The organism is Novosphingobium sp. DS6-6 (assembly GCF_057784975.1).
Map to the genome: position 1 here is coordinate 104,095 of NZ_JBYNTS010000007.1, position 25,405 is coordinate 129,499.

Consider the following 25,405-nt stretch of genomic DNA (forward strand, 5'->3'; position numbering starts at 1 on the left):
GATCACGCCCCCAATCGCCGCAGCGCGGGATCGATGAAGCGGCGCGGCGCCGAAGCATAGCTGGCCTGGCCATCGTCAAGCGAAAGCGGCCGGGGCAGCAGGCGGTTGAGCAAGAGCTGCCCGAACGCCCATTCGCCGACGCCCGATTGCGCGTTGATATGCCCGACGGCGCCTGCATCGGCAAAGCGCGCACCCCACCGCTGCGCCAGGCGCCGCGTGGTCCCGATGCTGGCATAAGGATCGTCGCGGCTTCCCACCACGATCGCCGGAAACGGCAGTTCCGTTTCCGGAACAGGGGCAAAGCGGGTGAGCCGGCGATCCTTCACCCCATCTTCCACATCGGGCGGCGCCACCAGCAGCGCCCCGATCACCGGCTGCACGCGCGGACCACTCCCCAAGCGTTCGTATTCCGCCCACCAGGCCAGGGCCAGGCAGCCCAGGCTGTGCGCCACGACCAGCACGGGGCGGCCGGCGCCTTCGTGCGCGCGCTGGATGGCAAGGGCCAGCTTGTTGACCCAGGTGTTGCGATGGGGATCGTCCCACATTCCCAGATCGACCCGGTGACAATCGGGAAGCGTCTGTTCCCACAGGGTTTGCCAATGGTCGGGGCCGGAATTGTCAAGCCCCGGGACCATCAGGATGATCGGATCGGCATTGCGCGAAAAATCGTGTTCATGGGCCATACAAGCTCTCCCACCAGAAAGAGGCCGGTCGACTCGGCTTACGTCCCGACATGAATACGAGATAACTCAATCTTGATGCTAGACAATGCCCGGACGATAGAGCGACAACGGTTTGCGTCGGGCAGCAACGGGCCGGCGAATACCGTTGCATTTTGCCGCCAGTTGCCACAGGCCCGCGTGGCGGCATAAGGGGTTCGTAGGCCGCGACGAAGGGATCACGAGCATTTCCGGCATGACTGCACCAGCGATCCACGATGCCCCGCGCCGGCGGTTGCTTGCCTCCATCCACGATGTGAGCCCGCGGTTCGAGGCGGAGGTGGACGCGCTGGCAGAACGGCTTTCGCGCCATCTGGGCACCGGGCGCTTCGCCATGCTGGTGATACCCGATCACTGGCGCGGCGCGCCACTGGCCGGCAATGCCGCGTTCCAGGCCCGGTTGCGGCAATGGGCGGACCTGGGCATCGAAATGTTCCTGCACGGGTGGTGTCACAAGGACGAAACCCCGGCCGCGCAAGGCATGGCCAGCTTCAAGGGCAAGCACATGACAGCCGGGGAAGGCGAATTTCTCAATTTGCCGCATGACCAGGCCCTGGTCCGCATGCGCGAGGGCAAGGCGCTGCTGGAAGACGTTCTGGGGCGCCCCGTTGCCGGCTTTATCGCCCCCGCCTGGCTCTATGGCGCAGGCGCGCACCAGGCCATGGCGGAACTTGGCTTTGCCTTGGCCGAAGACCACATGAAAGTGTGGCGCCCGCAGACCGGGCAGGTGCTGGCCAAAGGACCGGTGATTACCTGGGCCAGCCGCAGCAAGGCGCGCATCCGCTCGTCGCTGTGGTTTTCGGCACTGGCACGCCAGGCCCTGCCGTTGACCCGCACCGTGCGCGTGGCCGTGCATCCCGGGGATACCACCGTGCCGGCCCTGCTGCGTTCGATCGACGCAACTCTGGCGCGCTTTGCCCGAAGCCACGTTCCCGCGCGCTATGCCAGTCTCGACGGCGCGGCGAGCCTGTTTTGACCGTCGCGCCGCCGCCGCATCCCCTGCGCATCCTGACGTTCCTGCACAGCTTCGAGCCGGGCGGGGTGGAACGCGTCGCCCTGCGCCTGCATCGCGCCTGGCTGGCGCAAGGGCTCGACGCGCGGCTGGTGCTGGGGCGAACGCAGGGCGCGATGCGCCGCGAATGGCCCGGCCTTGCGGCAGACGTGCCTGACAGCCGCGGCATTCCCACCGCCGCGTGGGAAACGCTGTGGATGATACTGTGCCTGCCGGGCGCCATTCGCCGTCATCGGCCCGATGTGCTGTTCTGCGCCGGCAATTCCTACACGATCGTCGCCGTGGCGATGCGCCTCGTCCTGGGCAGGCGCTGCCCGCCGATCCTGGCCAAGATCAGCAACGACCTCGCCCGCGCCGATCTGCCCGCCCCCGCCCGCCCGTTCTACCGGCTGTGGCTGCGCATCCAGGGGCGGATGCTGCACCGGCTGGTGGGCATGGCCCAGCCCATGCGCGCCGAACTGGAACAGATGATGCGCGTGCCCCCGGGGCGGGTGGCGATCATCGATGATCCCGCCCTTGACGAAGCGCAGATCGCCCATCTCGAAACCCTGCCCCGCCCGCCCCGCGATCCTGCGGCGGGGCGTCGGTTCCTGGCGATCGGCCGCCTGGCCGCGCAGAAGAACTTTCCGCTGCTGCTGCGCGCCTTTGCCATGATCGCGCGGGATTCAGACCGGCTGACGATCCTGGGCGAAGGTGCCGCCCGCCGTGGCCTGGAAAGCCTGGCACGCAGCCTGGGCATTGCCGACAAGGTCAGCCTGCCCGGCCATGTCAATCCCGTTTCCGATGCGCTGCTCGCGGCCGATGCGCTGATCTTGTCATCCGATTACGAAGGCGTGCCGGCGGTGGTGCCCGAAGCGCTGGCTGCCGGGCTGCCGGTGGTCGCCACGGCGTGCAGCGTCAGCATGGGCGATCTTCTTGGCCAAGGGCGCTTTGGCCTGCTGGTGCCGGTGCGCGATGCCAACGCGCTGGCCGGGGCGATGGATCGCGTCACCACCCTGCCGTTTGACGCAGCCGCGGCGCGCGCGCAGGCACGCCGGTTCACAGTGGAAATTGCAGCACAAAGTTACGTCGTTGAAATGCAACGGCTGGCTCATGGCTGATCTTCTTGCACGCGCCGCCATCGAGCCGGGCGCGGCGTCGACACCGCATAAAGCGGATGGCGCAGCGCCCGCGTTCGGGGTAACGCCCCCCGGGCTGAACGAGATACGATGACGACACCCGCGATTCCCGAGACCGCGCCTCAGGCAAGCGGCCTGCGCAGATGGAGCGCCTATCTTGGCCCGGCCGTTTCGGTGGCTATCCTGGGCGCCGTGCTGTGGCAGTTGCGCCAGCTCAACTGGCTGATGGTCGTGGCGATCATCCCGCGCTCGCCGCTCATATGGCTGCTGCTGGCCGCCAGCTATTTTGCCGGACCGCTGGCGGACTGGGTCATTTTCCGCAAGCTGTGGGGCATTCCGTTTTCGGGCCTGGCGCCGCTGGTCAAGAAGCTGGTCGGCAACGAGCTGCTGCTCGGCTATGTGGGCGAAGTCTATTTCTACGATTGGGCGCGGCGCCATGTGAAAATGGACGGGTCCCCGTTCGGCGCGGTGAAAGATGTGGCGATCCTGTCCGCGCTTGCCGGCAATATCATCACCATCGCCATGATGGGCACCACCTGGCTGGTCAGCGGGCAGGTGAATTTCGGGCAGAACACCTGGCTGATCCTGGCGGCGATCGCGTTTGCCCTGGCTACCTCGCTGATCATCACGTTCCTGCGCAAAGGCATTTTCAGCCTTTCCGGGCGTGCGTTGTGGTTCGTCTTTCTGGTCCACTGCCTGCGCATCGCCGCGGGCATGGCGTTTACCGCGCTGTCCTGGCACTTGATCCTGCCCGAGGTCTCGATCGGAACCTGGCTGCTCTTTTCCACCATTCGCCTGCTGGTGGCGCGCCTTCCGTTCATTCCCAACAAGGACATCGCGTTTGCCGGCATCACGCCGTTGATCGTGGGCCGGGGAGTTCAGACTGATGTCATGATCGCGATGATATCGATGCTGATCGTTGCCACCCACGTGATCCTGTTCATCGGGCTTTTGCTGCTGGATCTTGTGCAAAAGGAGAAGAACGCGTGAAGAAGCTGGCCCCGCTAGCCCCGTTGACGTTGATCCCCGCCGCGCTGCTGCTGGGCGCCGCCACGCCCCTCCCCCGCTCCACGCCGGATCTCGGCAAGGCCGAGGGGCAGTGCCGCCCGGGCGAACAGGGCCCTTCGTTCATGGTCGATATCCTGGGTTTGAAGGATCGCACCGGCCGGCTCAAGCTGGAAGTCTATCCGGCCAATGACACCGATTTCCTTGCCGACGACAATGTGCTGGTCGGCGCGGGGAAAACGTTCCGCCGCGTGGAAGTGGCCACGCCCCCGGAACCCACGCCGCGGCTTTGCGTGCGCCTGCCCGGGCCGGGGCAGTATGCCGTCACCGTGCTGCATGATCGCGACAACAACCGCAAGTTCAACTGGCAGCGCGATGGCATCGGCTTTTCCAACAATCCGCGCCTGGGCTGGTCCAAGCCGCGCGCCGCCAATGTGGCCGTGGCCGGTGGAAACGGCCCTGTCACGTTGCGGATCGTGATGAATTATCGTAATGGATTGATGTCGGTGGGGCCAATCAAGGGCGCGCGATGAAGCTTGTCGATGTCAGCGCATTCTATGCGCCCAAGGGCGGCGGAGTGCGCACATATGTCGATCGCAAGTTGAAGGCCGCCGCGGCCCTGGGCCATGACATAACGGTCATCGCACCCGGGCAGCGCGATCATGTGGAGGCACGCGGCGCGCACGCGCGCGTACGCTGGCTGAAAAGCCAGTTGTTTCCGCTCGATTTCAACTACCGCTGGTTTTCCGACATTCCCGCCCTTTATGCCGCGCTGGACGAGGAAGCGCCCGATTTCGTCGAGGCATCGTCACCCTGGCGCAGCGCCAGCGTGATTGCCGACTGGCCCGGCCGCGCCCCCCGGGCGCTGATCATGCATGCCGATCCCTTGTCGGCCTATGCCTATCGCTGGTTCGATCCGGTGGCGACACGTCCCACGATCGACAAGGCCTTCGAACGATACTGGCGGCATCTGCGCCGGCTTGACGAGCGCTATGACATGATCGTTTCGGCCAGCGCCAGCCTGTCGGAACGGCTGACTGCGGGCGGGCTGGCCCATGTGGTCACCAACCCGATGGGCGTGGACCCGGGCATCTTTTCCCCCGCGTTCCGTGACGCGGCACTGCGCAAAGGCATGCTTGAGCTGTGCGAATTGCCTGAAAACGCCACGCTACTGCTGGGCGTCGGCCGCTTTGCCCCGGAGAAACGCTGGCCGATGCTGGTCGATGCCGTCACCGCCGCCGGCAGCCGCCGCCCGGTTGGCCTGGTGCTGGCCGGGCAGGGGCGCGAACGCAAGGCGATCGAGCGGCGCATCGGCGGCAACCCGCATATCCGCGTGCTGGCCCCGATTACCAAGCGGCACGAACTGGCCCGGGTCATGGCCAGCGCCGATGCACTGCTGCATGGTTGCGAAGCGGAAACGTTCTGCATGGTCGCGGCCGAAGCGCGTGCCAGCGGCCTTCCGCTGATCGCCCCCGATCAGGGCGGCGCCAGTGATCAGGCCCGTGCTTCGGGTGGCTGGATCTATGAATCCGCCAACGCTGCCGCCGCGACCGAAGCAGTCGCGCAATACTGCCTCGCGCGCGAAAGCGGCCTCGATGGCCCCCGCGCCGATCTCCCCCCGCCACGCACGATGGACGATCACTTCCGCGATCTGTTCGCCAGCTACGAGGCAGTCCTCGCCGGAACGCGCCAAGCCGCTTGATCCTGCAGGCAGAAAGAAAAGGGCGACGGGTTTCCCCGCCGCCCTCGTCCGTTCGAATTGCGCAGCGATCGATCAGAAGTTGATCGTGGCCTCGATGCCATAGGTGCGCGGCGGGTTGAAGTTGCCGTAGTCGCCCAGCACACTGTTGATACTGCCGGTGGAAGAGGTGGAAAACGCCGGGATGGAGTTCGACGGATCGCGGCGATAGACGAACGCGGTGTTGAGCAGGTTGCGGCCCCATACCGCCACCGTCATCTTCTGGCCCGTGCCAGAGACCGGGATATCGGCCAGCGCCAGGCGCCCGTTGAACACCAACGAGGCATCGTTCTTGGTGGCATACTGGTCGAAGGTCTGCGTTGCCTGCGAATAGTTGCCATCGAGGTGCAACCGCACTTCGGTGCCGTTGGTGCCGAACGGATAAGCGTAGTCGATCGAGCCGCTGGCGGCGTTGCGCGGAGTGAAGACGATATACACATCCTGCTGGATGCCAGTGAACGGGTTCGTCACGCGGGGCAGCTTGGTGTAGGTATAGGCATAGGCCGCGTTCAGTGTCAGGCCTTCGAGCGGCTTTACCGTCAGGTCGGCTTCGATACCCCGGATCTTGGTGATCCCCGGCACGTTAACCGTTTCCAGCACGTTCACGTTGGACGAGCCGGTGAAGTAGATGGCGTTGAAGTCCACCTGGCTGTTCTTGCGGTCCATAATATAGCCGGTGATGTTGAAGCGCGCGCGGCGGCCCCAGAAGTCCGACTTGAGGCCCACTTCATACGAGTCGACCGTTTCAGGGTCGAACCCGCGATACGTGGGCGAGCGCGAGGATGCACCGCCGGCGCGATAGCCGGTGGCGTACTTGGCGTAGACATGCAGGTCAGGGTTCACGTCATAGGCCAGCGTGGCCATGGGCGTGAACTTCTCCCAGCTCTTGTCCAGCGTATTGCCGTTGGGCGTGTTGCGGAACGTGGTCAGCGTGCCCTTCTTGTCGTCACGGGTATAACGGCCGCCGAGAGTCAGGTGGAGGGCGTCGGTGAAATTCGCCGTAACCTGGGTGTAAGCGGCGTAGCTCTTGGAGTTGACCACCGAAGCACGGTCGATCGAAGCGAACGGATTCTGCAGCGCCGCGGTGTTGATGGTGTAACCCGTCACGTTGCCGTTGGCGTCGGTTGTCCAGGTGTTCGAGTTCGGCGTGGCGGCATTGTCACGCGCGTTTTCGTTGAAGTAAAACAGCCCGGCAACGTAATCGAACATGCCGAGAGACCCGACCGCCTGGAGTTCCTGGCTGAACTGGTGCTGCCACAGATTGGCCAGCGAATAACGGCTGAACGCGCCGTTGGGCGAATAGACCGGCGGTCGGTGCGCACCGCCCGAGTTATCCCACTGCGCGCTGCTTACGCCGCGCCATGCGGTGATCGAGCGGACTTCCAGTTCGGGCGAGACTTTCCAGCTGAAGGAGTTGGTGAAGCCATGGGTGCGATCAACGCTGGGCTGCTGCGGCACGCCGATATCGGCTTCCGTCATGCGCGTCTTGCCGTTGACCACCACCTGGCTGGGCAGCGCGCGAACCGTGCCCGACAGCGAAGTGAAGTTGGTGCCCGGCGTGTTGCAGGCAGCCGTTACCGCGCCGGCACTGCAGTTGTTGGGATTGTAGTTCAACAGCTGGCTGTAGAACGGCGAGTTGCTGTCCCAGCCGTTGTCATAGGCAAAGTCGTTGGTGATGTTGGTCGTCGGCTTCCAGCGCACGGCAACGCGACCGCTGCGGCGGTCGAAATAGTTCCAGCCCGTCTGGCCGGCCAGCGGGTTCTTGACCGTCGGACCCTGGTACTGCAACACGCCGTCAAGCTTGACCGAGAAATTATAGAACTCGGGCAGGTCGAGGTGAATATCCCCGTGGTACGCGCCGTAGTTGCCAACGCCACCGCTGACCCGGCCGCCGAACACGCCAGAGGGCGCCTTGGAAACCAGGCTGAGCGCGCCGCCTTCGGTGTTGCGGCCGAACAGGGTGCCCTGCGGCCCCTTGAGCACTTCGACGCGCTCCAGATCGAACAGCGCGGCGTTGAGGCCATGCTGGCGGCCCATGTAGACACCGTCGATGTAAACGCCCACGCCCTGTTCGCGCGCCGGCTGGTTGGCGTCGAGCGGCACGATGCCGCGGATGCCGATCGTCAGCGCTGTCTGGCGCGCTTCGAACGTGGCGATGCGAAGGCTGGGAATGGCGCCATCGGCCAGATCGAGCAAGCTCTGGATATGACGATCCTTGATCGTTTCGGCAGTGACCACGCTGATCGAAATAGGCGTCTTCTGAAGATTGGTCTCGCGTTTGGTTGCGGTAACCACGATCTCGGTCAGACCCTTGTCGCCCGCTTCGCTTTCGGCGGCGGGCGCTGGCGTTTCAGCCTGTGGTTCGGCGGCAGGAGCAGCGGCAAAAGCCGGCGCGGCGTTCAGCGCGAACGCGCCCGCCCCGGCCAGCAGGCCGGCACGAACAGAATTCTTCAACATCGGTTGTCCCTCATTGATGAGGCCCGTGGCCCCTTCGCGCTCCCCCCTAGGTGCGCTTGGCTGCACTTTTGTGACGCCTGCGTGTCAGTGATTGTCACATTTGACCGATTTCTGACATGTTCCGACGGTTTCTCGCAGAATACCACGTGTTTCTGCCGCCAGCGGAGCAAGACCGTTTCCCAAAAAAATGCCCCGCTCCGACAAGCGAAGCGGGGCGCAAAAACGAGCGAATCGCATGGCGGTACTGCACCGCCAGCGCGTGTTCGCAGATCAGAAGCCGGCCTTGAGCGTCACGAAGACCTGACGCGGCGCACCAGCGAGCAAAGTCTGGTTGTCGCCGCTGAAGCCGAAGCCGTTCGAGCCGATCGTGGCGATATAGCTCTTGTCGAACAGGTTCGTGCCATTGACCTGCAGTTCCAGCGGGATGCGCTGGCCAACGTCGATGCGATAGCCGAGCGTTGCATCGACCAGCGCCCGGCCGGGCACCGACTGGTCGTTGAGATAGGTGAAATAGCGCTTGGACATGTAATTGACCGCAACGCGCCCGAACAGTTTGGTGCTGTCATAGGAAATTTCGCCGCGGGCGAGGTGCTTGGGCGTGTCGACCACGGTCTTGCCGGCCGTCAACCGCACACCCGAAGCCGTGGTCACGTCATCGCGATAGGTCGAGTCATTGTAGCTGTACGACGCAAACAGGGCAAAGCCATAAGGCAGCTTGTAGTTGGCGACCGCTTCCAGACCATAGGAGCGCACATTGCCGACGTTCTGGACGAGGTTGGGCGTTCCGACGATGCCGGTAAGCGAAGTGGGTACGGTGAGCAAGCGGTTGCGGAAATTGACCAGATAGCCACCCAGCACGCCATTGAAGGCACCGCTGGCAAAACGCAGTCCTCCTTCATAGGTATCGGACTCTTCCGGCTTGAGATTGCCCTTGATCGCGTCAAATGCCTCTTGCGTGGTGGAGAACGGGCTGGACGTGCCGTCAGCCGTGAACGCCCGCGTTACCTGAGTAAAGCCGGCAAACACTTCGGCGCCCCCACCCAGTTTATAGGTCACGCCCGCGTGCGGCTGGAACCAGTCGCGCGCCTGCAGACGGCCCGTGCCAAGATTGCTTTGCGTGGCCAGCTTCGACGCGCGATTGACGACATCGAAGCCCTTCCACCCCACATTAACCTTGAGCGCGCCCAGATCGATATCGTCCGTCACGTAATACTGCACCGTGGTGGTGTTATAGGCCATGGCCCACTGCGTGAAGAACGGATTGGTCAGGAAATGCTGGAAATCGATCCCGGGGGTGGTGCGGCTGGTGAACGCGTAGAAGCGCCTAGCCTGATTGAAGTCGTTATTCTCCGCCCATCCGCCGACGGTAATCTTGTTCATGCCGAGATCGACCGCGACATTGCCGAACACGCCTACGCGCTTGATGTCGTACTCAGTGGTGCGAACCGACATCGGCACGCCGTTCGGGCTTGGAACATAGGGCGTGCCCCACAGGCCTTGACCGCGGTTGTGGTGGTAATAGCTCTTGAGCGCGAACGCGATCTTGTCGCCCAGCGGGCCGCTGGCCCCGAACGAATAGACCCAGTCGCGGCGCAGGCCGGAAGCGTCGTAATAGGCGTCGTCCACCGATTTGATCTTGCCGGGGAACGTGGTGCCCGCCGCCGGGCGGCTGGGCGCCAATCCGGTCTGGTCCGAAAGACCATCGGCACCCGGCGCGCCGGTGGTATTGTTGAAATTGTCGATGTTGTTGGCAATGTCGGCAACGTTGATGGCGGTGGCATATTGCCCCGGGCCGAAGTTATCCCACTGGTAGCCCAGGCGCCCGATCATCTCGAGCGACATGTCCTGATAGTCCTGCTCCACGCGATCGGAATAGCTGTACCAGCCTTCGAGGTTGATCGCGCCGGCCGGTGCGATGAACTTGACGTTGGTCATCAGCGTGCGCTGCTGGCCATCGCCTTTCCACTTGTTGCCGTTCTGGTAATGCAGCGAGGCAAAGCCGCGCACGCCATCGGGCGTGCCGACGGCCACACGGCCAAAGCCGCGCCAGGTTTCGGCCGAACCGTAAGACCCGCTGGCATCGATCGCGAAGGGATGATCGCGCAGCAGGCTGGCCGGGTCGATCGACTGGAATTCAAGCGTACCGCCCAGGTTGCTGGTCGACTGCGTATTGATCGCGCCCGAGCCCTGGCTGACCGTGGTGACGCCGATGTTCTCCGGGCTGATCGCGCGGCTGACATGCAGGCCGTTGTTGTTGCCATAGCTCATGTTGCCGAGCGGGATGCCGTCGAGCGTAAAGCCGAGCTGGTTCTGGTTGAAACCGCGGATCGTCACGCGGGTAGACCATTCATAGTTGCCGAATGCGTCGGCAGACTGGAAATTGACGCTGGGCAGCTTTTCGATCGCCTTGAGCGGGCTGGTGCCCGACGGCAGGATGGCCAGATCGGCAGGGCTGAGCTGTTGGGTCTGGCGGGTTTGTCCCGAACCCAGCACGATGATTTCCGGCCCGCTTTCGCCGGGAGCATCAGCGGCCGCATCGGGTGCGGTGGCGGATTGCGGCGCCGGAGCCGCCAGCGCGGGACAAGCGAAAACCATGGCGCAGCCGGCAAGCAAGGCAGAAACGCGACGCATAGACATCCCTCATGGCTATTGCCCTCCGAACCATCGGAGGTTTCCGCGGCGCCTAGACCTTGCCGGTTGCAGATTGATGCCGGTTTTATGACAGTTTGGCTGCACATGCTGGCTTTTGGCCTTGCCAGATGGTCACTCCGCCCCGTCGGCGTTCTCGCAGCCTGCCGCCAGCAAGCGTTGCAACAGCCAGCTTCGCGCCGGGCCGGCGGGGCTGTCCCGCCGCCATTGCGCGTGAATCGGATACGTGATGCTGGGCGCCTCGGGCATGGCCAGATGAACCAGCCGCCCGGCGGCAAGATCATCGGCCACCGCGTGTTGCGGCATGTTCCCCCAGCCGATTCCCTGCAACAGCAGGGCATGCTTCGCACCCAGATCGCCCAGCCGCCAGGTGCGCGCCGCCAGAACCGAAAAATCGCGGCCTTGCGTCAGGATCGAGCGGTCGGTCAGCACCAGTTGCAGATATTGCCGGCCCAGCCCCGGCTGCACCGGCGTCATCCGCGCCAGCGGATGCCCGGGCGCGGCCACCGGGACCAGTTCGACCGCGCCAATGGCAACGCGATCAAGCACCGCATCTTCGACCAGCACTGCGCCGGTAATGGCCAGATCCGCCTGCCCATCGAGCAACTGCGCCACCACCGCGCCCAGCGCTTCGACGTGCAGGCGCAAGTCCACCGTCGGAAAGGCAGCCCGAAAATCCTGAAGCAACCGGGCCAGCGCCGCAGTCGGAAACATGACATCGACCGCAAGCGTGAGTTCGGCTTCCAGCCCCTGGTTGTGACCACGCACCCGGGCCATCAGCGCATCGACGTCGTCGGCAATCGCGCGGGCGCTGGCCAGCACCGCGCGCCCGGCATCGGTAAGCTGCGGCCGGCGCGAGCCTTCGCGATCGAACAGAGGCACGCCCAATTGCGCTTCGAGATTGGAAATGCCGTAACTGATTACCGAAATCGCCCGCCCCAGCCGCCGCGCCGCGCCGTTGAACGTGCCTTCGTCCACAACGGCCAGAAAAATGCGTATCTGATCGATGCTGGGCTGGCCCACGTCCATGCAAAAAGCTCCATTCAACAAAACTGAACATTCCTATCAAGAAGAATGCGATTTTCTCAAAGCGCAAAACCGGCCAGAGATCCTGACCATCTGCGATTCCGGCGAATCGTTTTGCTTGCATGACCAACGAGGACTTGACTCCATGACCAACCGCACTGCCGATGCCCGCGTCCTGCCCGTGATCGTGGACCGCTGGTCGCCCCGCTCTTTCGATGGCACGGCCGTCCCGGCGCCGGATCTTGCCGTCATTTTCGAAGCGGCCGGCCTGGCGCCCTCGGCGTTCAATTATCAGCCGTGGCGTTTTCTCTATGCGGTGCCGGGCGATGCGAACTGGGCCGCGTTTCTCGATCTCCTGCTCCCGTTCAACCAGGGCTGGGCCAAGAACGCAGGCGCGCTGGTATTCATCATTTCGGATGAAGCGGCGCGCAAGGACGATGGCACCGCCAATCCCAATCGCAGCCACAGTTTCGATGCCGGAGCGGCGTGGGCATTGCTGGCATTGCAGGCAACGGCGCTGGGCTATCATGCGCACGGCATGGCCGGCGTGGATTATGCCAGGGCGCACGACGTGCTTGGCGTGCCCGAAGGCTGGCGTATTGAAGCGGCAGCGGCCATCGGCCGGAAAGACAGCCCCGACAAGCTGCCCGACGGCCTGAGGGATCGCGAAGTGCCCAGCGGCCGCAAACCGGTGACGGCCATTGCCGTCGCTGGCACATTCGCCGATCTGCCCGTCTGATGCGATAAACGGAAACGGTTCCCGCATTGCACAACGGCCAGTGGCATGTCCGGCACAACTCGTCGCATTGACAGCCACTTGGCCTTGGCAGAAAACGCAACCGAGGCCACCTTGAAACGCGAAAAGACAAATTCTTCGTTTCATTCGGGGTCTCGCAATCATGTATTTTGGCAGGCGCCAGTTTCTTGGCGCGCTTGCCGGGTCGGCGGCCTCGGCGCTGTTTCCGCGCACGGCGGCAGAAGCGATTGCGCCTGTTGAGGGATCGAATGGTGCCACCTGGGCACCCGGCCTCGGTTCGGGCGCGGCCACCCTGCCCCCGCCCGTGGCCGGCAACAGCCCGAACCTTCTGACCCGTGCTCTGGCGGCGCTGCGCGATCATGGCAATCATGTGATTGCGCGTGACGTGATCGGTATCGTCGATTTTTCCGCTCCTTCGCGTGAGGCACGGATGCAGTTGGTCGACGTGGCCACGGGTCGCATCCTGTCGTCCCACCTGGTCGCGCACGGCCGCGGGTCCGATCCGGCGAACAAGGGCTGGGTCGAACGGCTTTCCAACGAATACGGGTCCGAAGCGTCGTGCAGCGGCAGCTTCCTGACCGGGGATGCTTATTATGGCCGGCATGGCCGTTCGCGCCGGCTCATCGGGCTCGATCCCGAAAACAATCTTGCCCAGGTGCGCGGGATCGTGATCCACGCGGCAAGCTATGTCGGGCCGGACATCGCCAGCATGCAGGGCCGCGTGGGCCGCAGCCAGGGCTGCTTTGCCGTATCGGGCGCCGATATCGACCATGTGCTGCGCCTGCTTGGCCCCGGACGCATGCTTTACGCGGCGCGGTGATAGCGTCCTCGCGGGCGGGGGGCGTCAACGCCGATCAGGTCGCGCTTTTTTCCGCAGTGCACCGCCGGCGCTTTTTGCACTTGCGAAAATAATGCCGACAGGCCTGTTTTGCAGGCATGCCGGCACTTGTCACAAAGTGTCGCAGCGGGCTAGGCATGGGCTTTCGCACCAGCCGTAGCCACCCTTGTGTGCTAATCGGCGACGCGAATCACAAGTCGGTGAAAGAATGTCGCATCGTTTTCCGGTTGCTGCCCCCACCCGGTTTTCCACTCCTCGCCTTTTCGAAACGATCGCCATTGCGCCCGTGGCGCTTGCCTTGCTCGTGCTGAGTGGATGCGGCAGCAGCCCCCCCGCACCCCCGCCGCAGGATGTCGCGGTCGGCTATATCGTGGCAACGCCCACGTCCGTGCCGGTCACCACCGAGCTTTCGGGCCGTACCGTCGCCAGCGAAGTGGCTGAAGTGCGCCCCCAAGTAACCGGCATCATCACCGAACGACTGTTTACCGAAGGCAGCATGGTCCGCGCCGGCCAACCGCTGTATCAGATCGACGCACGCAGTTACGCCGCCACCGCCAACCAGGCTGCAGGCAATCTGCTCGCGACGCAGGCCACCGTGGAATCGCTGCGCCTCAAGGCTGAGCGTTACAAGGTGCTGGCAGACCAGGGCGGCGTTTCCCGCCAGGATGCTGCCGATGCCATGGCCGCCTACAACCAGGCGCGCGGCCAGGTGCTCGCTTTTCAGGGTGCGCTTCAGGCCGCCAAGGTCAGCCTGGGGTTCACGCGGATCGCCGCCCCGATCAGCGGGCGCATCGGCGTTTCCAGCGTGACCAAGGGCGCGCTGGTCACGACCAGCCAGACCGCTGCCCTGGCCAAGATCCAAAAGCTTGATCCGATGTGGGTCAACATCCAGCAATCGAGCAACGATTACATGGCGCTGCGCCGGGCGCTACAATCGGGCAAGCTGGCGGCCGATGGGTCGGCCCCGGTCAAAGTGATCCTGGCCGATGGCACGCAATGGCCGGTGGAAGGGCGGCTCAACTTTGCCGATGTGGACGTGAACAGCCAGACCGGCACCGTGATCCTGCGCGTGACCGTGCCCAATCCAAAGGGAGACCTGCTGCCGGGCCTGTTCGTCAATGCGCGGCTTGTCCAGGGCATCGTGCCTAACGGCATTCTGGTTCCGCAGGCGGCTGTCAGCCGCACCCCGCGCGGTTCCGCCACCGTGCTGGTGGTCAATGCCAAAGGCCAGGCGGAAACCCGCGATGTCGTTGCCGATACGCCTGTAGGCAGCAACTGGCTGGTGACCGGCGGCCTCACAGCCGGCGACAAGGTGATTACCGAAGGGCTGATCAAGGTGAAACCGGGCGCCAAAGTGAAAGCGGCCCCGGCTGCGACCCCGATCCCGATCCCGACAGCGCCGGGAGAGCGGTAACGCCTGATGCTGTCCAGCTTTTTCGCCCGCCGCCCGATCTTTGCCTGGGTCATCGCCATCGTGGTGATGGTCGCGGGCGCCTTTTCGATCACCACCATGGGGGTGGAACAATATCCTGACGTTGCGCCGCCGACCGTTTCGGTCAGCGCGACCTATACCGGTGCCGATGCTTCGACGGTGGAAAACAGCGTTACCCAGGTGCTGGAACAACAGCTCAAGGGCATCGACGGGATGCTCTATTTCACATCGACCAGTTCCAACGGCGCGGCCAATATCACCGTCACGTTCGACAAGGGCACCAGCCCCGATACGGCGCAGGTCCAGGTGCAGAATGCCATTTCGCGCGCAACCAGCCGCCTGCCGGCCGTGGTGCAGCAGCAGGGCATCAACGTCACCAAGGCACAGAACGACATTCTGCTGGTCGCCGCACTTTACGATACCAGCGGACGCAGCACGAACGCCGACATCGCCGATTACCTCGCCACCAATATCCAGGACCCGCTGTCCCGCGTGCCGGGCGTGGGTTCGGCCGATGTCTTCGGTTCGCCCTATGCCATGCGCATCTGGCTCGACCCTGCAAAGCTGGCGGCTGTGAACCTGATGCCGTCCGACATAACCAGCGCGCTCACGGCCCAGAATACGCAGGTGGCGGCCGGTGAACTGGGGGGCCTGCCCGCACCACCAAGGCAACGGCTGAATGCCACCGTGACCGCGCGGTCGCGGCTGCAGACGGTCGACGACTTCAAGAAAGTGATCGTCAAGACCAATCCCGACGGCGGCGAAGTGTCGCTGTCGGACGTGGCCCGGGTCGAAATGGGCCAGGAAAGCTATGCTTCGATCAATACGCTGAACGGCAACGTCTCGACCGGCATTTTCGTTAGCCTGGCATCGGGCGCCAACGCGATGCGCACGGCGCAACTGGTCAAGGCCAAAGTGGCCGAACTTTCCAAGACCATGCCCGAAGGCTATCAATTTGCTTATCCCCGCGATTCCAGCACCTTCGTCAAGATTTCGATCGAAGAGGTGGTCAAGGCCCTGTTCGAGGCCATCATCCTGGTCGTGGTGGTGATGTTCGTGTTCCTGCAGAACTGGCGCGCCACCCTGATCCCGGCGATCGCAGTGCCGGTGGTGCTGCTGGGCACGTTCGGCATCCTCGCGCTGTTCGGCTACACGATCAACACCCTAACCATGTTCGGCCTGGTGCTGGCGATCGGCCTTCTGGTCGACGATGCCATTGTCGTGGTCGAAAACGTCGAGCGCGTGATGCACGAACAGCATCTGTCACCGCTCGATGCCACGATCAAATCGATGGAAGAGATCACCTCTGCGCTGATCGGCATCACGCTGGTGCTGACGGCCGTGTTCATCCCGATGGCGTTTTTCGGCGGATCGACCGGGGTGATCTATCGCCAGTTCTCGGTCACCATCGTTGCGGCCATGGTGCTGTCCGTGGCCGTGGCGCTGATCCTGACGCCGGCCCTCTGTGCCACCCTGCTCAAGCCGGGCGAAAAGCCGCGCGGCCGGTTTTTCGACACGTTCAACACGCGCTATGACCGGCTGCAGAGCGGGTACTTCAACCGTCTGCGCCAGGTGGTGCGCCGTCCGGTGCCCTGGATGCTGGCATTCGTGGCGATCATCGGCGCGATGGTGGTGCTCTATAGCCGCCTCCCCACCAGCTTTCTGCCCGAAGAGGATCAGGGCCAGCTTCAGCTCAGCTACACCCTGCCGGTCGGCTCCACGATCGAGCAGACCCAGGCCGTCGCGGCCCAGGTGCGGGATCAGATACAGAAAACGGAAAAGCGGAACATACGCGCCGTGTTCACCGTTGCCGGGCGCGGCCAGGGCGGGATCGGCCAGAATACCGGCCAGGGCTTCATCCTGCTCAAGGAATGGAGCGATCGCCCGGGCGCGGCCAACAGCGCCGCGGCGATCGCGCAGCGCCTCAACAAGCTGCTGGCCGCAAAGCTGGGCGCGCAGGCGCAGGCCTTCGTGCTGTCGCCCCCGGCCATTCGCGGGCTGGGCAATTCCGCCGGCTTCGACATGTTTCTGCAGGATGCCCAGGGCCAGGGCCGGGCGGCCTTGACCGTCGCGCGCAAGCAGCTTGTGGAAGATGCCACGGCCAGCGGCAACGTGGCGCAGCCCCGCCTCCAGGGCCTAGAGGATACGCCGCAGCTCAACATCCAGCTCAACGATCAGGCGATCACCGCATTCCAGATTGCCCCGGCCGACGTGAATTCCACCCTTTCCACCGCATGGGGCGGCACTTACGTCAATGATTTCGTCGATCGCGGACGGGTCAAGCGGGTCTTCGTCCAAGGCGATGCGCCGTTTCGCAGCGCACCGCAGGATCTGGACCAATGGTACGTGCGCAGCGCGGGCGGCCAGATGGCGCCTTTCGCTGCCTTTGCCCAACCCAGATGGACCGTGGGCGCGCCGATCCTGCCGCGCTTCAACGGCATTGCCGCGCAGGAAGTGGTCGGCAACCCCGCGCCGGGCATCAGTTCGGGTCAGGCCATGCAGACGATGGAAGATCTGGCAGGCAGGCTGAACGGCGGCTACACTGTCGCCTGGGCGGGGCTGTCGTATCAGGAACGCGCCGCCAGCAGCCAGACCGGCCTGCTCTACGGCGCTTCGATCTTTTTCATCTTCCTGTGCCTTGCTGCACTTTATGAAAGCTGGTCGGTCCCGGTTTCAGTGCTGCTGGTGATTCCCCTGGGGGTGATCGGCGCCGTGCTGGCCGTCACGGTGCGCGGGTTCAACAACGACATCTATTTCCAGGTGGCGCTGCTGACGACGATCGGGCTTTCGGCCAAGAACGCGATCCTGATCGTGGAATTTGCCGAAGCGGCGCTGCATCGCGGGCTTACGCCGGTCGATGCCGCACTGGAAGCCGCGCGGCTGCGCTTTCGCCCGATCATCATGACCTCGGTAGCGTTCATCGCCGGCGTCGTTCCGCTGGTGCTGGCGAGTGGCGCCGGCGCCAACGGCCGCCGCGCCATCGGCACCGGCGTGCTCGGCGGCATGCTTTCGGCCACCATCCTGGCAATTTTCCTGGTTCCGCTGTTCTTCGTGCTGGTGAAACGGGTTTTCCACGGCCGCGCCAAAGCGCCAGACGCGGAAGTGCCGGCATGACCGCGCGTGCCCTGATCCCCATTCGTGCCGCGCTTGCCGGCGGTGCTCTGCTGGCGCTTTCGGCTTGCAACCTGGCGCCGCGATACGCCCGCCCCGCTCTTCCCGTGGCGCCCACCCTGCCGCAAGGGGATGCCTATCCCACGCTGGCGCAAGAAGCGAACGGGGTCGACAGCATCGGCTGGCAGGCCTTTTTCACCGATCCCCGGCTGCGCGATACCATCGCCATGGCGCTTTCCGCCAACCGCAGCCTGCGCAGCGCGGTCGCTGCCGTCGCCCAGGCGCGTGGCACCTACAAAGTGAACCGCGCCGCGCTGGTGCCCACGGTCACTGCCGGCCCGCAGGCTTCGGAAACCCGCAACGGGGGGATACCGTTCGAAAACTACGAACTGAGCGGCGGTTTCTCGTCTTATCAGATCGATCTGTTCGGTCGGCTGCGCAACACCAGCAGGGCCGCGTTCGAAACCTATCTTGCCAGCGACGAAGGCCGTAAGGCCACGCAGATCAGCGTCATAGCGGAGACGGCCACGGCCTGGCTCAGCATGGCGGCAGACCGCGACGCGCTGGCGATCGCCCAGGAAACGCTCGCCTCGCGGCAAAAGACGCTGGAATTGACCCGCCAGCTGGAAGCCAACGGCGTGGGCACGAAACTGGCCGTTGCCCAGGCGCAGACCGCGCTGGAAATCGCGCGCGCCGACGTGGCCGATTACACCACGTTCGTGGCGCAGGATCGCAACGCGCTGGAACTGCTGGTAGGCGCTCCCGTGCCCGATGCGCTGCTGCCCCAGACCTTGGGCGAAGGGCGCCAGACCCTCGCCAGCCTGCCCGCCGGGCTCTCGTCCGAAGTGCTGCTGCGCCGGCCCGATGTGCTTCAGGCAGAGCATACGCTGAAAGCGGCCAACGCGCGCATCGGGGCGGCGCGCGCGGCATTCTTTCCGTCCATCTCGCTGACCGGGCTGCTGGGCATCGCCAGCGGCAGCCTCACGGAAGTATTCAGGGGTCGCGACTTCGTCTGGAGCGCCAGCGGCAACGCCAGCCAGACCCTGTTCGACGGCGGGGCCAACGCGGGCAACTTGGCCTTTGCCAAGGCCGCCCGCGATGCGGCCGTGGCGGCGTATGAGCGGGCGATCCAGACCGCGTTCCGCGAAGTGGCGGATGCCTTGGCGCGGCGCGGCACGATCGATGAAAAAGTGGCCGCGCAGGAAAGCTATGTGGAAAGTGCCGAGCGGGCGACCCGGATCACCGAACTGCGCTACCGGAACGGCGTCGCCACGTTCCTCGAGCCGCTCGATGCCGATCGTACGGCCTATACCGCGCGCCAGGCGCTGGTCATCGCACGGCTGACCCGCGCCACCAACATGGTGACATTGTATCAGGTGCTGGGCGGCGGCCTGACGCCCTGACGGGCCTGCCCGGCTTCCCGCCGGCAGTTCGCTCCATAACGGTGGGGTTCCGGCTGCATCGCTGCTTGCCGCGTCGCCGCGCGGCGGGGAGACTGTGCGCTGCTGTTATCCGCCAAGGATCGTTGCCGCGATGCCGCCCGTGCCACCAGAGCCCCCGTTGCAGGTTGCGCTGCTCAACGTGAAATACAGCCCCAATCTGGGCGACGGATTGCTGGCGGAATGCCTTGAACGCGAACTGGCACAGGCGCTGGGCGGCGCACATGTGTTCTCGATCGATATCGCCGGGCGCAAGGGCTGGCGCAATGATGCGGCCCCGCGTCGGCGCCATGCACTCGCCCTGCTGGAAGCCGCGCCACCCCCGCTGCGCCGGTTGCTGGCGATGGTGGCGCTTGCGGCAATGAGCCGACTCTGGCTGCGCCGCCACGTGCGGGCCCGGCTCACCGGATGCGATGCGGCAGTGATCGGCGGCGGCAACCTGTTGACCGACGCGGATCTGAACTTTCCGGTCAAGCTTGCCGGCGCCGCGCGCGAAGTGGCCAGGCGTCGCCTGCCGCTGGCGGTGCATGCCGTCGGTGCCAGCGCGCAATGGTCGCGGCGCGGACACGCGCTCTTTGCCCGCGCGCTCACCAGCCGACGGCTGGCCCACGCCTCTGTCCGGGATGAACGCAGCCGGCAGGCCTGGGCTTCGCTGCTCACGACGCGGGGCGCTATCCCGGCCGATCTCGCGCGCGATCCGGGCCTTTTGGCTTGCCTGCATTATCCCCACGCACCAGGCATTCCCGGCCGCGGCGGGGAACGCCGCGTGGGCCTTTGCATCACCGCGCCGCTGGCGCTGCGCTATCACGTGGGTCAGCATCAGGGCAGTCAGCATCGGGGCGGCGGAACAGCCGGCTTGCACGGCCACCGGAACGATCGCGACATGCTGGCATGGTACGGCATTGCGGCGCAGGCCCTGGCCCGGCAAGGCCTGCACGTGATCCTGTTCACCAACGGCAGCCCGGAAGACCGGGCCTGTCTTGCCCGCCACGCGCCGGAATGGCTTGCCGGGGAGCCGGCCAGCGCCTGGCACGATGGCCCGGCGCGCGGGCAGCACGGGCGGGTGAGCGTGGCGGCGGCCTTTGCCACCCCCGGCGACCTCGCGCGGTTCGTGGCCGGGTGTGATCTGGTGATCGCCCATCGCATGCACGCCTGCATTGCCGCCCACGCCTTTGCCGTTCCCACTATCGGGCTGACGTGGGATGACAAGCTGGCTGGTTTCTTCGCATTGGCCGGCCGCGCCCGCTATGCCGTGGAGGCCTTGTCGCTAACGCCCGCCGCCTTGGTCGAACTGGCCCATGCGGCCATGGCCGAAGGGGTGGACCGCGCGGCTCTTGCGGCACTGATCGCGCAAACCCGCGCCGATGTCGCCACGCTTGCCACGCGCCTTGCTCTGGCCGCTGCCCCGGCGCTGCCCCTTTCCGCATCGGCTTCCCTTCAGCCAGAGCCGGCAGCAAGCCTGGCGGCGCTCGCGTGATGCCGGGCGGGCCGATCGACCGCATCGTCGTGATCAACGATCTTGCGCGGCCGATGGGCGGCGCCAGCGCGCTGGCCCTGTTTTCCGCCGTCGCATTGCGCAGGCTGGGCCACGCCGTAACGCTGCTCGCCGGCGATGCCGGGGACGATGGCTCACTGGCCGCCGCGGGCCTTGCCTGCGTCGCGCTGGGGCAGGACCGTCTGCTTGCCCGCCCCCGGGTGGAAGGGGCACTGGCCGCCTTGTGGAACCGGCGGGCGGCGCGCATGATCGCCGGCTGGATTGCCAGGCACGATACGCCGCGCACTATCTATCACCTGCACGGCTGGTTGCAGATCCTTTCACCAGCGGTCTTTCATGTCCTTGCCCCGGTCCGCAGCCGGCTGGTTATCTCGGCCCACGATTTCTTTCTGGCATGCCCCAACGGCGCTTTTGCCGATCTCAAGACAGGCGAGCCCTGCGGGCGCACGCCCCTGTCGGCGCGATGTCTGATGGCGGATTGCGATCGGCAGAGCCGCGCGCACAAGCTGTTGCGCGTGGTGCGCCACGCCATTCAGACGCACCTGTTCGATCCGGCACAGGCACCGCCGATCCTGGCTATTCACGGCGCAATGGCACCGCAGCTGGCGCGCGCCGGCATCCCGGCGTCCGCGATCCGCACGCTGCCCAATCCGGTCGAGCCCTGGTCTTCCACCCGCATCGCCGCGGAAACCAACCACGAGGTGCTGTTCGTCGGACGCCTGGAAGAAACCAAAGGCCCCGATCTTGCTGCCGCCGCAGCCCGCGTGGCCGGCGTGCCCTTGCGGCTGATCGGCAGCGGCAGCATGGAAGCGGCATTGCGCGCCCGCTATCCCGAGGCGCGATTCAGCGGCCGCCTTGCGCCTGCAGAGATCGCCCAGATAGCCCGCGCCGCCCGCTTGCTGGTCATGCCCAGCCGCTATCCCGAACCCTATGGCCTGGTGGCGATGGAGGCCGCGCGCGCCGGCATTCCGGTGATCCTGCCCACCACCGCGCTGTTGGCGGGTGATCTGGTGCGCCATGGCGCCGGGCTTGCGATCGATCCGCGTGATACGCCTGCCTTCGCCGATCACCTGGCCGCGCTCGCGCAGGACGACGCGCGCGTACGCACGATGAGCGAGGCCGCTTTCGCGCTGCCGGCCGATCTCGCCCTGGCGCCCGAAGAATGGATTGCGCGGCTGCTCGATTGCTATGCCGCGCGCCTGGCGGCAGCCGCCGCCCCCGCCTGCCCGCCTGGTCAGCGCACGGACGAAGCCGGCCTGCTTTCGGCAGAGGCGGCGTCGCGTGTCGCCGCCTGATCGCGACCCGCCCGCACCATGCGCGCGCGACCGTTCAGCACCGCGTCGGCCGCCGGCACGCGCTTTTCCGGATTGCGTAGCGGCACATGGCGGTGGCTCCGCGCCCGGCCGCGCAAGTGCTGGATCTTGACCGGCAGGATCACCATCGCGAGTGCGGCCATCGACACCGCCCAGCGCCACACCAGCACCTGCCCGCTCTCGGCCGCCACAAGAAATTCGGCCACGGTCATCCATAGCGCCTGCGCGCCCAGAAGTTGCGAACTGCGCCGTTCGGGCACGGATACCAGGATCAGCAGCCCTAGAAGATAGGCCGCCGCCGCCGTACTTTCCGCCGTAGCCATTCCGGTGGCATAGCTCACCATCATGGCAATGGCCGTCGCCAACGCCAGAACGCGTCCCAGGCGAACGGCCTGTACAGGGGCATATCGGGCGGGCGCGGGTATCACGCCTTATGGGTGGCACGATAGCCGTCAACGAATGCTTGCGCGTGATCGTTAACGCCGCGGCAAAAGCCATGCGCCCCGAAAAGAGCGGAAACGCGCCGAAATCGGCGGCAATGCGACATCTTGCCAACTATTGACGATAAACCTTTACAGCGGCAGCCTTTTGCCTGTTGCAACCGCTTTGTGCCGGGCGGACGGCACGATCCTGCCGCCGTTCGCCGATAACCGGGCCGGCATCCACGCAGCGAACTGCCTCGGCAATGGCGCCAATTGCCCCAGTTTGCGCGCGGCGGCGATGATACCACCTGCCCATGGCAACAGCGGCGGAATATCACGTGCAACGGCAGTGGCGCTGGCAGCTTGCAGCACTGCGAGCGGGCTTGCTTGCCGGCCCGTTGTTCTGGCCGTTGCAGGCGGCAGGACAGACCGCACCCGATCGGCGCGCAGGGCCGGAAACGGTGGAAAACCGCGTGCGCCCAGGGATGGAGGGCACAGGTTTCCAGGCAGGATCGTTGCGGATCACGCCCAGTCTTGCCGTCGGGCTTGTCGCGACAGACGATCTCTATGCCCGCCGCGCCCCGCGTGTAGCGGATGTCGGGACGAACCTGGCGCCCGCACTTGCCGTGCAGTCGCAATGGAGCCGCCATTCCTTCACCTTGCGCGCCGACGGGTTGTTCGAACGCTATGCCCGCGGCGGCGCGGAAGGGACCGACCGATATGGCGCTGGCGCGGCGGCGCGAATCGATATGGGCCGCAGCACGCGGATCAGTCTCGATGGCGCGATCGACCGGCGGATCGAGCCGCGCGGTACTACGGGCGATACGCTGTTCGGCATCAGGCCGATCGCTTTCCGCCAGGTGAGCCTTGCCGGCAACGTCGAACGAGCGATAGGGCCGACACGGCTGGCGTTCGACTTGCGTTTCGACCGCTTTCATTATTTCAACCGCCAGAACGGCAATGCCATCATCGTCCTCACCCAGCGCGATTTCCAGACGGTGGCGGGTGGCGTCAAAGTCGTTCAGCCACTCTCGTCGGCTGTCGCCATCCTGTTGACGCTGCGCCTTAACAATGCCCATTATCCTGATGAAGATCCGGCAGAAGCCACGCGCCGCTCGCACGGCTATGCGGTGATGGGCGGGCTGGCGTTTGGCGAAAACCGGCTGCTGGAAGGCGAACTCGCACTGGGCTATCTGCGCCAGCGCTTTGCCAGTCCCGTCTATCCCACCATCGCCGGCCTTGCCTATACGGCAGCGCTGCGGTGGCACGCCACGCCGCTGACCACCGTTTCGTTAGTTGCGAACAAGACCATACAGCGCTCGCCCATCGCGAACGTCGCCGGGATCGAACAGCAGCAGTTCAGCCTGGGCCTGGCGCACGAGCTGCTCCGCAGGCTGATCCTGCGGCCCAATGCCAGCTATACCGTCGATCGCTTTCGCACCACGGCGCGCGTGGATCGCTACGCCACCGGCGGCCTCTCTGCCACTTGGCAAGCCGCGCCCCATCTCCAGATCGAAAGCTCGCTGCGCCACGCCCTGGGCCGTACCAATGCCGAGATCGCCAAGCAGCGCGAATACAATCAGAACCGCGCGACGGTGACGCTCAAGTATGTGCTCTAAGTGCGCCGTGATGATCTGCCAGGCACAGCGATCCGGCCCGTCAATACCTTGTGATTGCCAAGAAAAAGGCCCCGCCGGTTTCCCGGCAGGGCCTCAAGCTTCAGAAGATCGGGAAACCTCAGTGCGCCAGGTTGGCGATCGTGCTGTCGACCAGGGCCTTGTCGGCATCGGCGCCATGGCGGGCGGCGATGATCTGGCCCGCTGCCATCGCCGCTGCGGCTGCGGCGGTTGCGCGCAGATCGTCAACTGCGGCGCGTTCTGCCGCCGCGATCCTGTCGGCCGCCATCTTCTCGCGGCGCGCGATGATGTCGCGGGTATCCGCCTCGGCCTTGGCGACGATAGCGGCGGATTCGCTGCGCGCATGGTCGAGCATGGCCGCGGCGTCCTTTTCCGCGCCGGCGATGCGGGCGGCATATTCGGCGCGCAGGGCCTCGGCCTCGGCACGCAGGGCCTTGGCATCGTCCAGCTCGCGGCGGATCGCGGCGATCTGGGTATCGAGCCCCCTGGTGACCGTTCCCGGCACTTTCTTCCACACCAGGATCAGCAGGAAAGTCAGCATTGCCGCCGCAACGATGGCACCCGCGCCGATGCCATTGATCGTCGGCTCGGTTGCCTCGTGGCCACCGGCATGATGCTCGAGGCTGGCGGTGGTTTGCGTCGCGTCAGCCATGGGCAAGCACTCCCTGCACCGCGCCGCGCGCGTCCTCGGCAGAAATCGCAAGGCCGGCAAGGCGGCTTACGATGTCTTGCGCGGCCTGCGCGGCCACATCCTGCACGTCGCCCTGGGCGGCGGCGCGTGCGGCGGCGATCCGCGCCTCGGCAGCAACGGTGGTTTCCTCGATCCGCGCCGCTGCCGCTTCGAGCGCAGCCTGCGTCTTGCGCGCAGCGTCAGCCTTGGCAGCGGCAATCATCGCGTGTGCCTGGGCGCGCTGCTTGCCTTCGGCGATCCGCCAGGTCTGTTCCTCGGCGTCGGCGGCGGCACGGGCGGCTTCGGCCGCGCCAAGATCATCGGCGATCTGCTGGTTGCGCCGGTCGATGGTCTGCACAACGCCCGGGAGCATGCCCCGGCCGATGACGAAGAAGACCACGCCAAAGCACACCAGCAGCCAGAAGATCTGGCTGGCATAAGTATCGGCGAGTTGGGCTATCTGGGGCATCGCGTTGGTCCGCGCTTCCTGTCTGTCGTTCAGGCTGTCTGTCGTGCTAGGCTATCGTTCCGGCCGGCCGGGCGTTACCCCGGCCGGCCGTCGATCAA

The 25,405-nt window shown here is 65.4% G+C and carries 20 protein-coding genes; 13 read left to right on the forward strand and 7 right to left on the reverse strand.

The window, feature by feature from the left end; translation table 11 throughout:
* Positions 1–2: 2 nt before the first annotated feature.
* Complete coding sequence (locus AC3EDY_RS10350) at positions 3–683, reverse strand: RBBP9/YdeN family alpha/beta hydrolase (protein ID WP_488572415.1); 681 nt, start codon at positions 681–683, stop codon at positions 3–5.
* 232 nt (positions 684–915) lie between these two features.
* Between AC3EDY_RS10350 and AC3EDY_RS10355 the strand changes: the two genes are divergently transcribed.
* The 5 genes from AC3EDY_RS10355 (at position 916) to AC3EDY_RS10375 (ending at position 5,556) form a co-directional block, all read left to right on the forward strand.
* Entirely contained in the window at positions 916–1,695 is a 780-nt protein-coding gene (locus AC3EDY_RS10355; protein WP_488572416.1) for a DUF2334 domain-containing protein, read from the forward strand.
* On the forward strand, positions 1,692–2,831 hold the full coding sequence (locus AC3EDY_RS10360) for a glycosyltransferase (protein WP_488572417.1): 1,140 nt from the start codon (positions 1,692–1,694) through the stop codon (positions 2,829–2,831). Before AC3EDY_RS10355 ends, AC3EDY_RS10360 begins: the two co-directional genes overlap by 4 nt.
* 108 nt (positions 2,832–2,939) lie before the next feature.
* Positions 2,940–3,839, forward strand: a complete 900-nt coding sequence (locus AC3EDY_RS10365) for a hypothetical protein (protein ID WP_488572418.1) — start codon at positions 2,940–2,942, stop codon at positions 3,837–3,839.
* Positions 3,836–4,387: a DUF2141 domain-containing protein gene (locus AC3EDY_RS10370; RefSeq protein ID WP_488572419.1), complete on the forward strand. Its 552-nt coding sequence runs from the start codon at positions 3,836–3,838 to the stop codon at positions 4,385–4,387. Before AC3EDY_RS10365 ends, AC3EDY_RS10370 begins: the two co-directional genes overlap by 4 nt.
* Entirely contained in the window at positions 4,384–5,556 is a 1,173-nt protein-coding gene (locus AC3EDY_RS10375; RefSeq protein ID WP_488572420.1) for a glycosyltransferase, read from the forward strand. The genes AC3EDY_RS10370 and AC3EDY_RS10375 overlap by 4 nt, the downstream gene beginning before the upstream one ends.
* Before the next feature lie 72 nt (positions 5,557–5,628).
* Here the strand turns inward: AC3EDY_RS10375 and AC3EDY_RS10380 are convergent, their stop codons facing one another.
* The 3 genes from AC3EDY_RS10380 to AC3EDY_RS10390 all read right to left on the reverse strand — a co-directional run bounded on the left by AC3EDY_RS10380 (position 5,629) and on the right by AC3EDY_RS10390 (position 11,727).
* Positions 5,629–8,049, reverse strand: coding sequence for a TonB-dependent receptor (locus AC3EDY_RS10380; protein WP_488572421.1), 2,421 nt, complete (start codon positions 8,047–8,049; stop codon positions 5,629–5,631).
* A 270-nt stretch (positions 8,050–8,319) separates the two neighbouring features.
* Complete coding sequence (locus AC3EDY_RS10385) at positions 8,320–10,680, reverse strand: TonB-dependent receptor (RefSeq protein ID WP_488572422.1); 2,361 nt, start codon at positions 10,678–10,680, stop codon at positions 8,320–8,322.
* A gap of 132 nt (positions 10,681–10,812) precedes the next feature.
* Complete coding sequence (locus tag AC3EDY_RS10390) at positions 10,813–11,727, reverse strand: LysR family transcriptional regulator (RefSeq protein WP_488572423.1); 915 nt, start codon at positions 11,725–11,727, stop codon at positions 10,813–10,815.
* Between the two features lie 142 nt (positions 11,728–11,869).
* Between AC3EDY_RS10390 and AC3EDY_RS10395 the strand changes: the two genes are divergently transcribed.
* The 7 genes from AC3EDY_RS10395 (at position 11,870) to AC3EDY_RS10425 (ending at position 22,091) form a co-directional block, all read left to right on the forward strand.
* Positions 11,870–12,463, forward strand: coding sequence for a nitroreductase family protein (locus AC3EDY_RS10395; protein ID WP_488572424.1), 594 nt, complete (start codon positions 11,870–11,872; stop codon positions 12,461–12,463).
* A 160-nt stretch (positions 12,464–12,623) separates the two neighbouring features.
* Entirely contained in the window at positions 12,624–13,301 is a 678-nt protein-coding gene (locus AC3EDY_RS10400) for a murein L,D-transpeptidase catalytic domain family protein (RefSeq protein ID WP_488572425.1), read from the forward strand.
* 226 nt (positions 13,302–13,527) lie between these two features.
* A complete protein-coding gene (locus AC3EDY_RS10405; protein ID WP_488572426.1) occupies positions 13,528–14,733 on the forward strand; it encodes an efflux RND transporter periplasmic adaptor subunit in 1,206 nt (401 codons plus the stop codon).
* A gap of 6 nt (positions 14,734–14,739) precedes the next feature.
* On the forward strand, positions 14,740–17,865 hold the full coding sequence (locus AC3EDY_RS10410; protein ID WP_488572427.1) for an efflux RND transporter permease subunit: 3,126 nt from the start codon (positions 14,740–14,742) through the stop codon (positions 17,863–17,865).
* Entirely contained in the window at positions 17,862–19,265 is a 1,404-nt protein-coding gene (locus tag AC3EDY_RS10415; RefSeq protein WP_488572428.1) for an efflux transporter outer membrane subunit, read from the forward strand. Before AC3EDY_RS10410 ends, AC3EDY_RS10415 begins: the two co-directional genes overlap by 4 nt.
* Before the next feature lie 139 nt (positions 19,266–19,404).
* Positions 19,405–20,778, forward strand: coding sequence for a polysaccharide pyruvyl transferase family protein (locus AC3EDY_RS10420; RefSeq protein WP_488572429.1), 1,374 nt, complete (start codon positions 19,405–19,407; stop codon positions 20,776–20,778).
* Positions 20,778–22,091, forward strand: coding sequence for a glycosyltransferase family 4 protein (locus AC3EDY_RS10425; RefSeq protein ID WP_488572430.1), 1,314 nt, complete (start codon positions 20,778–20,780; stop codon positions 22,089–22,091). Before AC3EDY_RS10420 ends, AC3EDY_RS10425 begins: the two co-directional genes overlap by 1 nt.
* Here AC3EDY_RS10425 and AC3EDY_RS10430 read toward each other — a convergent pair.
* Positions 22,031–22,537: a hypothetical protein gene (locus AC3EDY_RS10430; protein WP_488572431.1), complete on the reverse strand. Its 507-nt coding sequence runs from the start codon at positions 22,535–22,537 to the stop codon at positions 22,031–22,033. The genes AC3EDY_RS10425 and AC3EDY_RS10430 overlap by 61 nt on opposite strands.
* Before the next feature lie 308 nt (positions 22,538–22,845).
* Here AC3EDY_RS10430 and AC3EDY_RS10435 point away from each other — a divergent pair, with 308 nt between their 5' ends.
* Positions 22,846–24,150 carry an outer membrane beta-barrel protein gene (locus AC3EDY_RS10435; RefSeq protein WP_488572432.1) on the forward strand — a complete coding sequence of 435 codons (1,305 nt, stop codon included), beginning with the start codon at positions 22,846–22,848 and terminating at the stop codon, positions 24,148–24,150.
* A gap of 118 nt (positions 24,151–24,268) precedes the next feature.
* Here the strand turns inward: AC3EDY_RS10435 and AC3EDY_RS10440 are convergent, their stop codons facing one another.
* A complete protein-coding gene (locus AC3EDY_RS10440; RefSeq protein WP_488572433.1) occupies positions 24,269–24,820 on the reverse strand; it encodes a F0F1 ATP synthase subunit B family protein in 552 nt (183 codons plus the stop codon).
* Positions 24,813–25,307: a F0F1 ATP synthase subunit B family protein gene (locus AC3EDY_RS10445; protein ID WP_488572434.1), complete on the reverse strand. Its 495-nt coding sequence runs from the start codon at positions 25,305–25,307 to the stop codon at positions 24,813–24,815. The genes AC3EDY_RS10440 and AC3EDY_RS10445 overlap by 8 nt, the downstream gene beginning before the upstream one ends.
* Positions 25,308–25,405 lie beyond the last annotated feature (98 nt).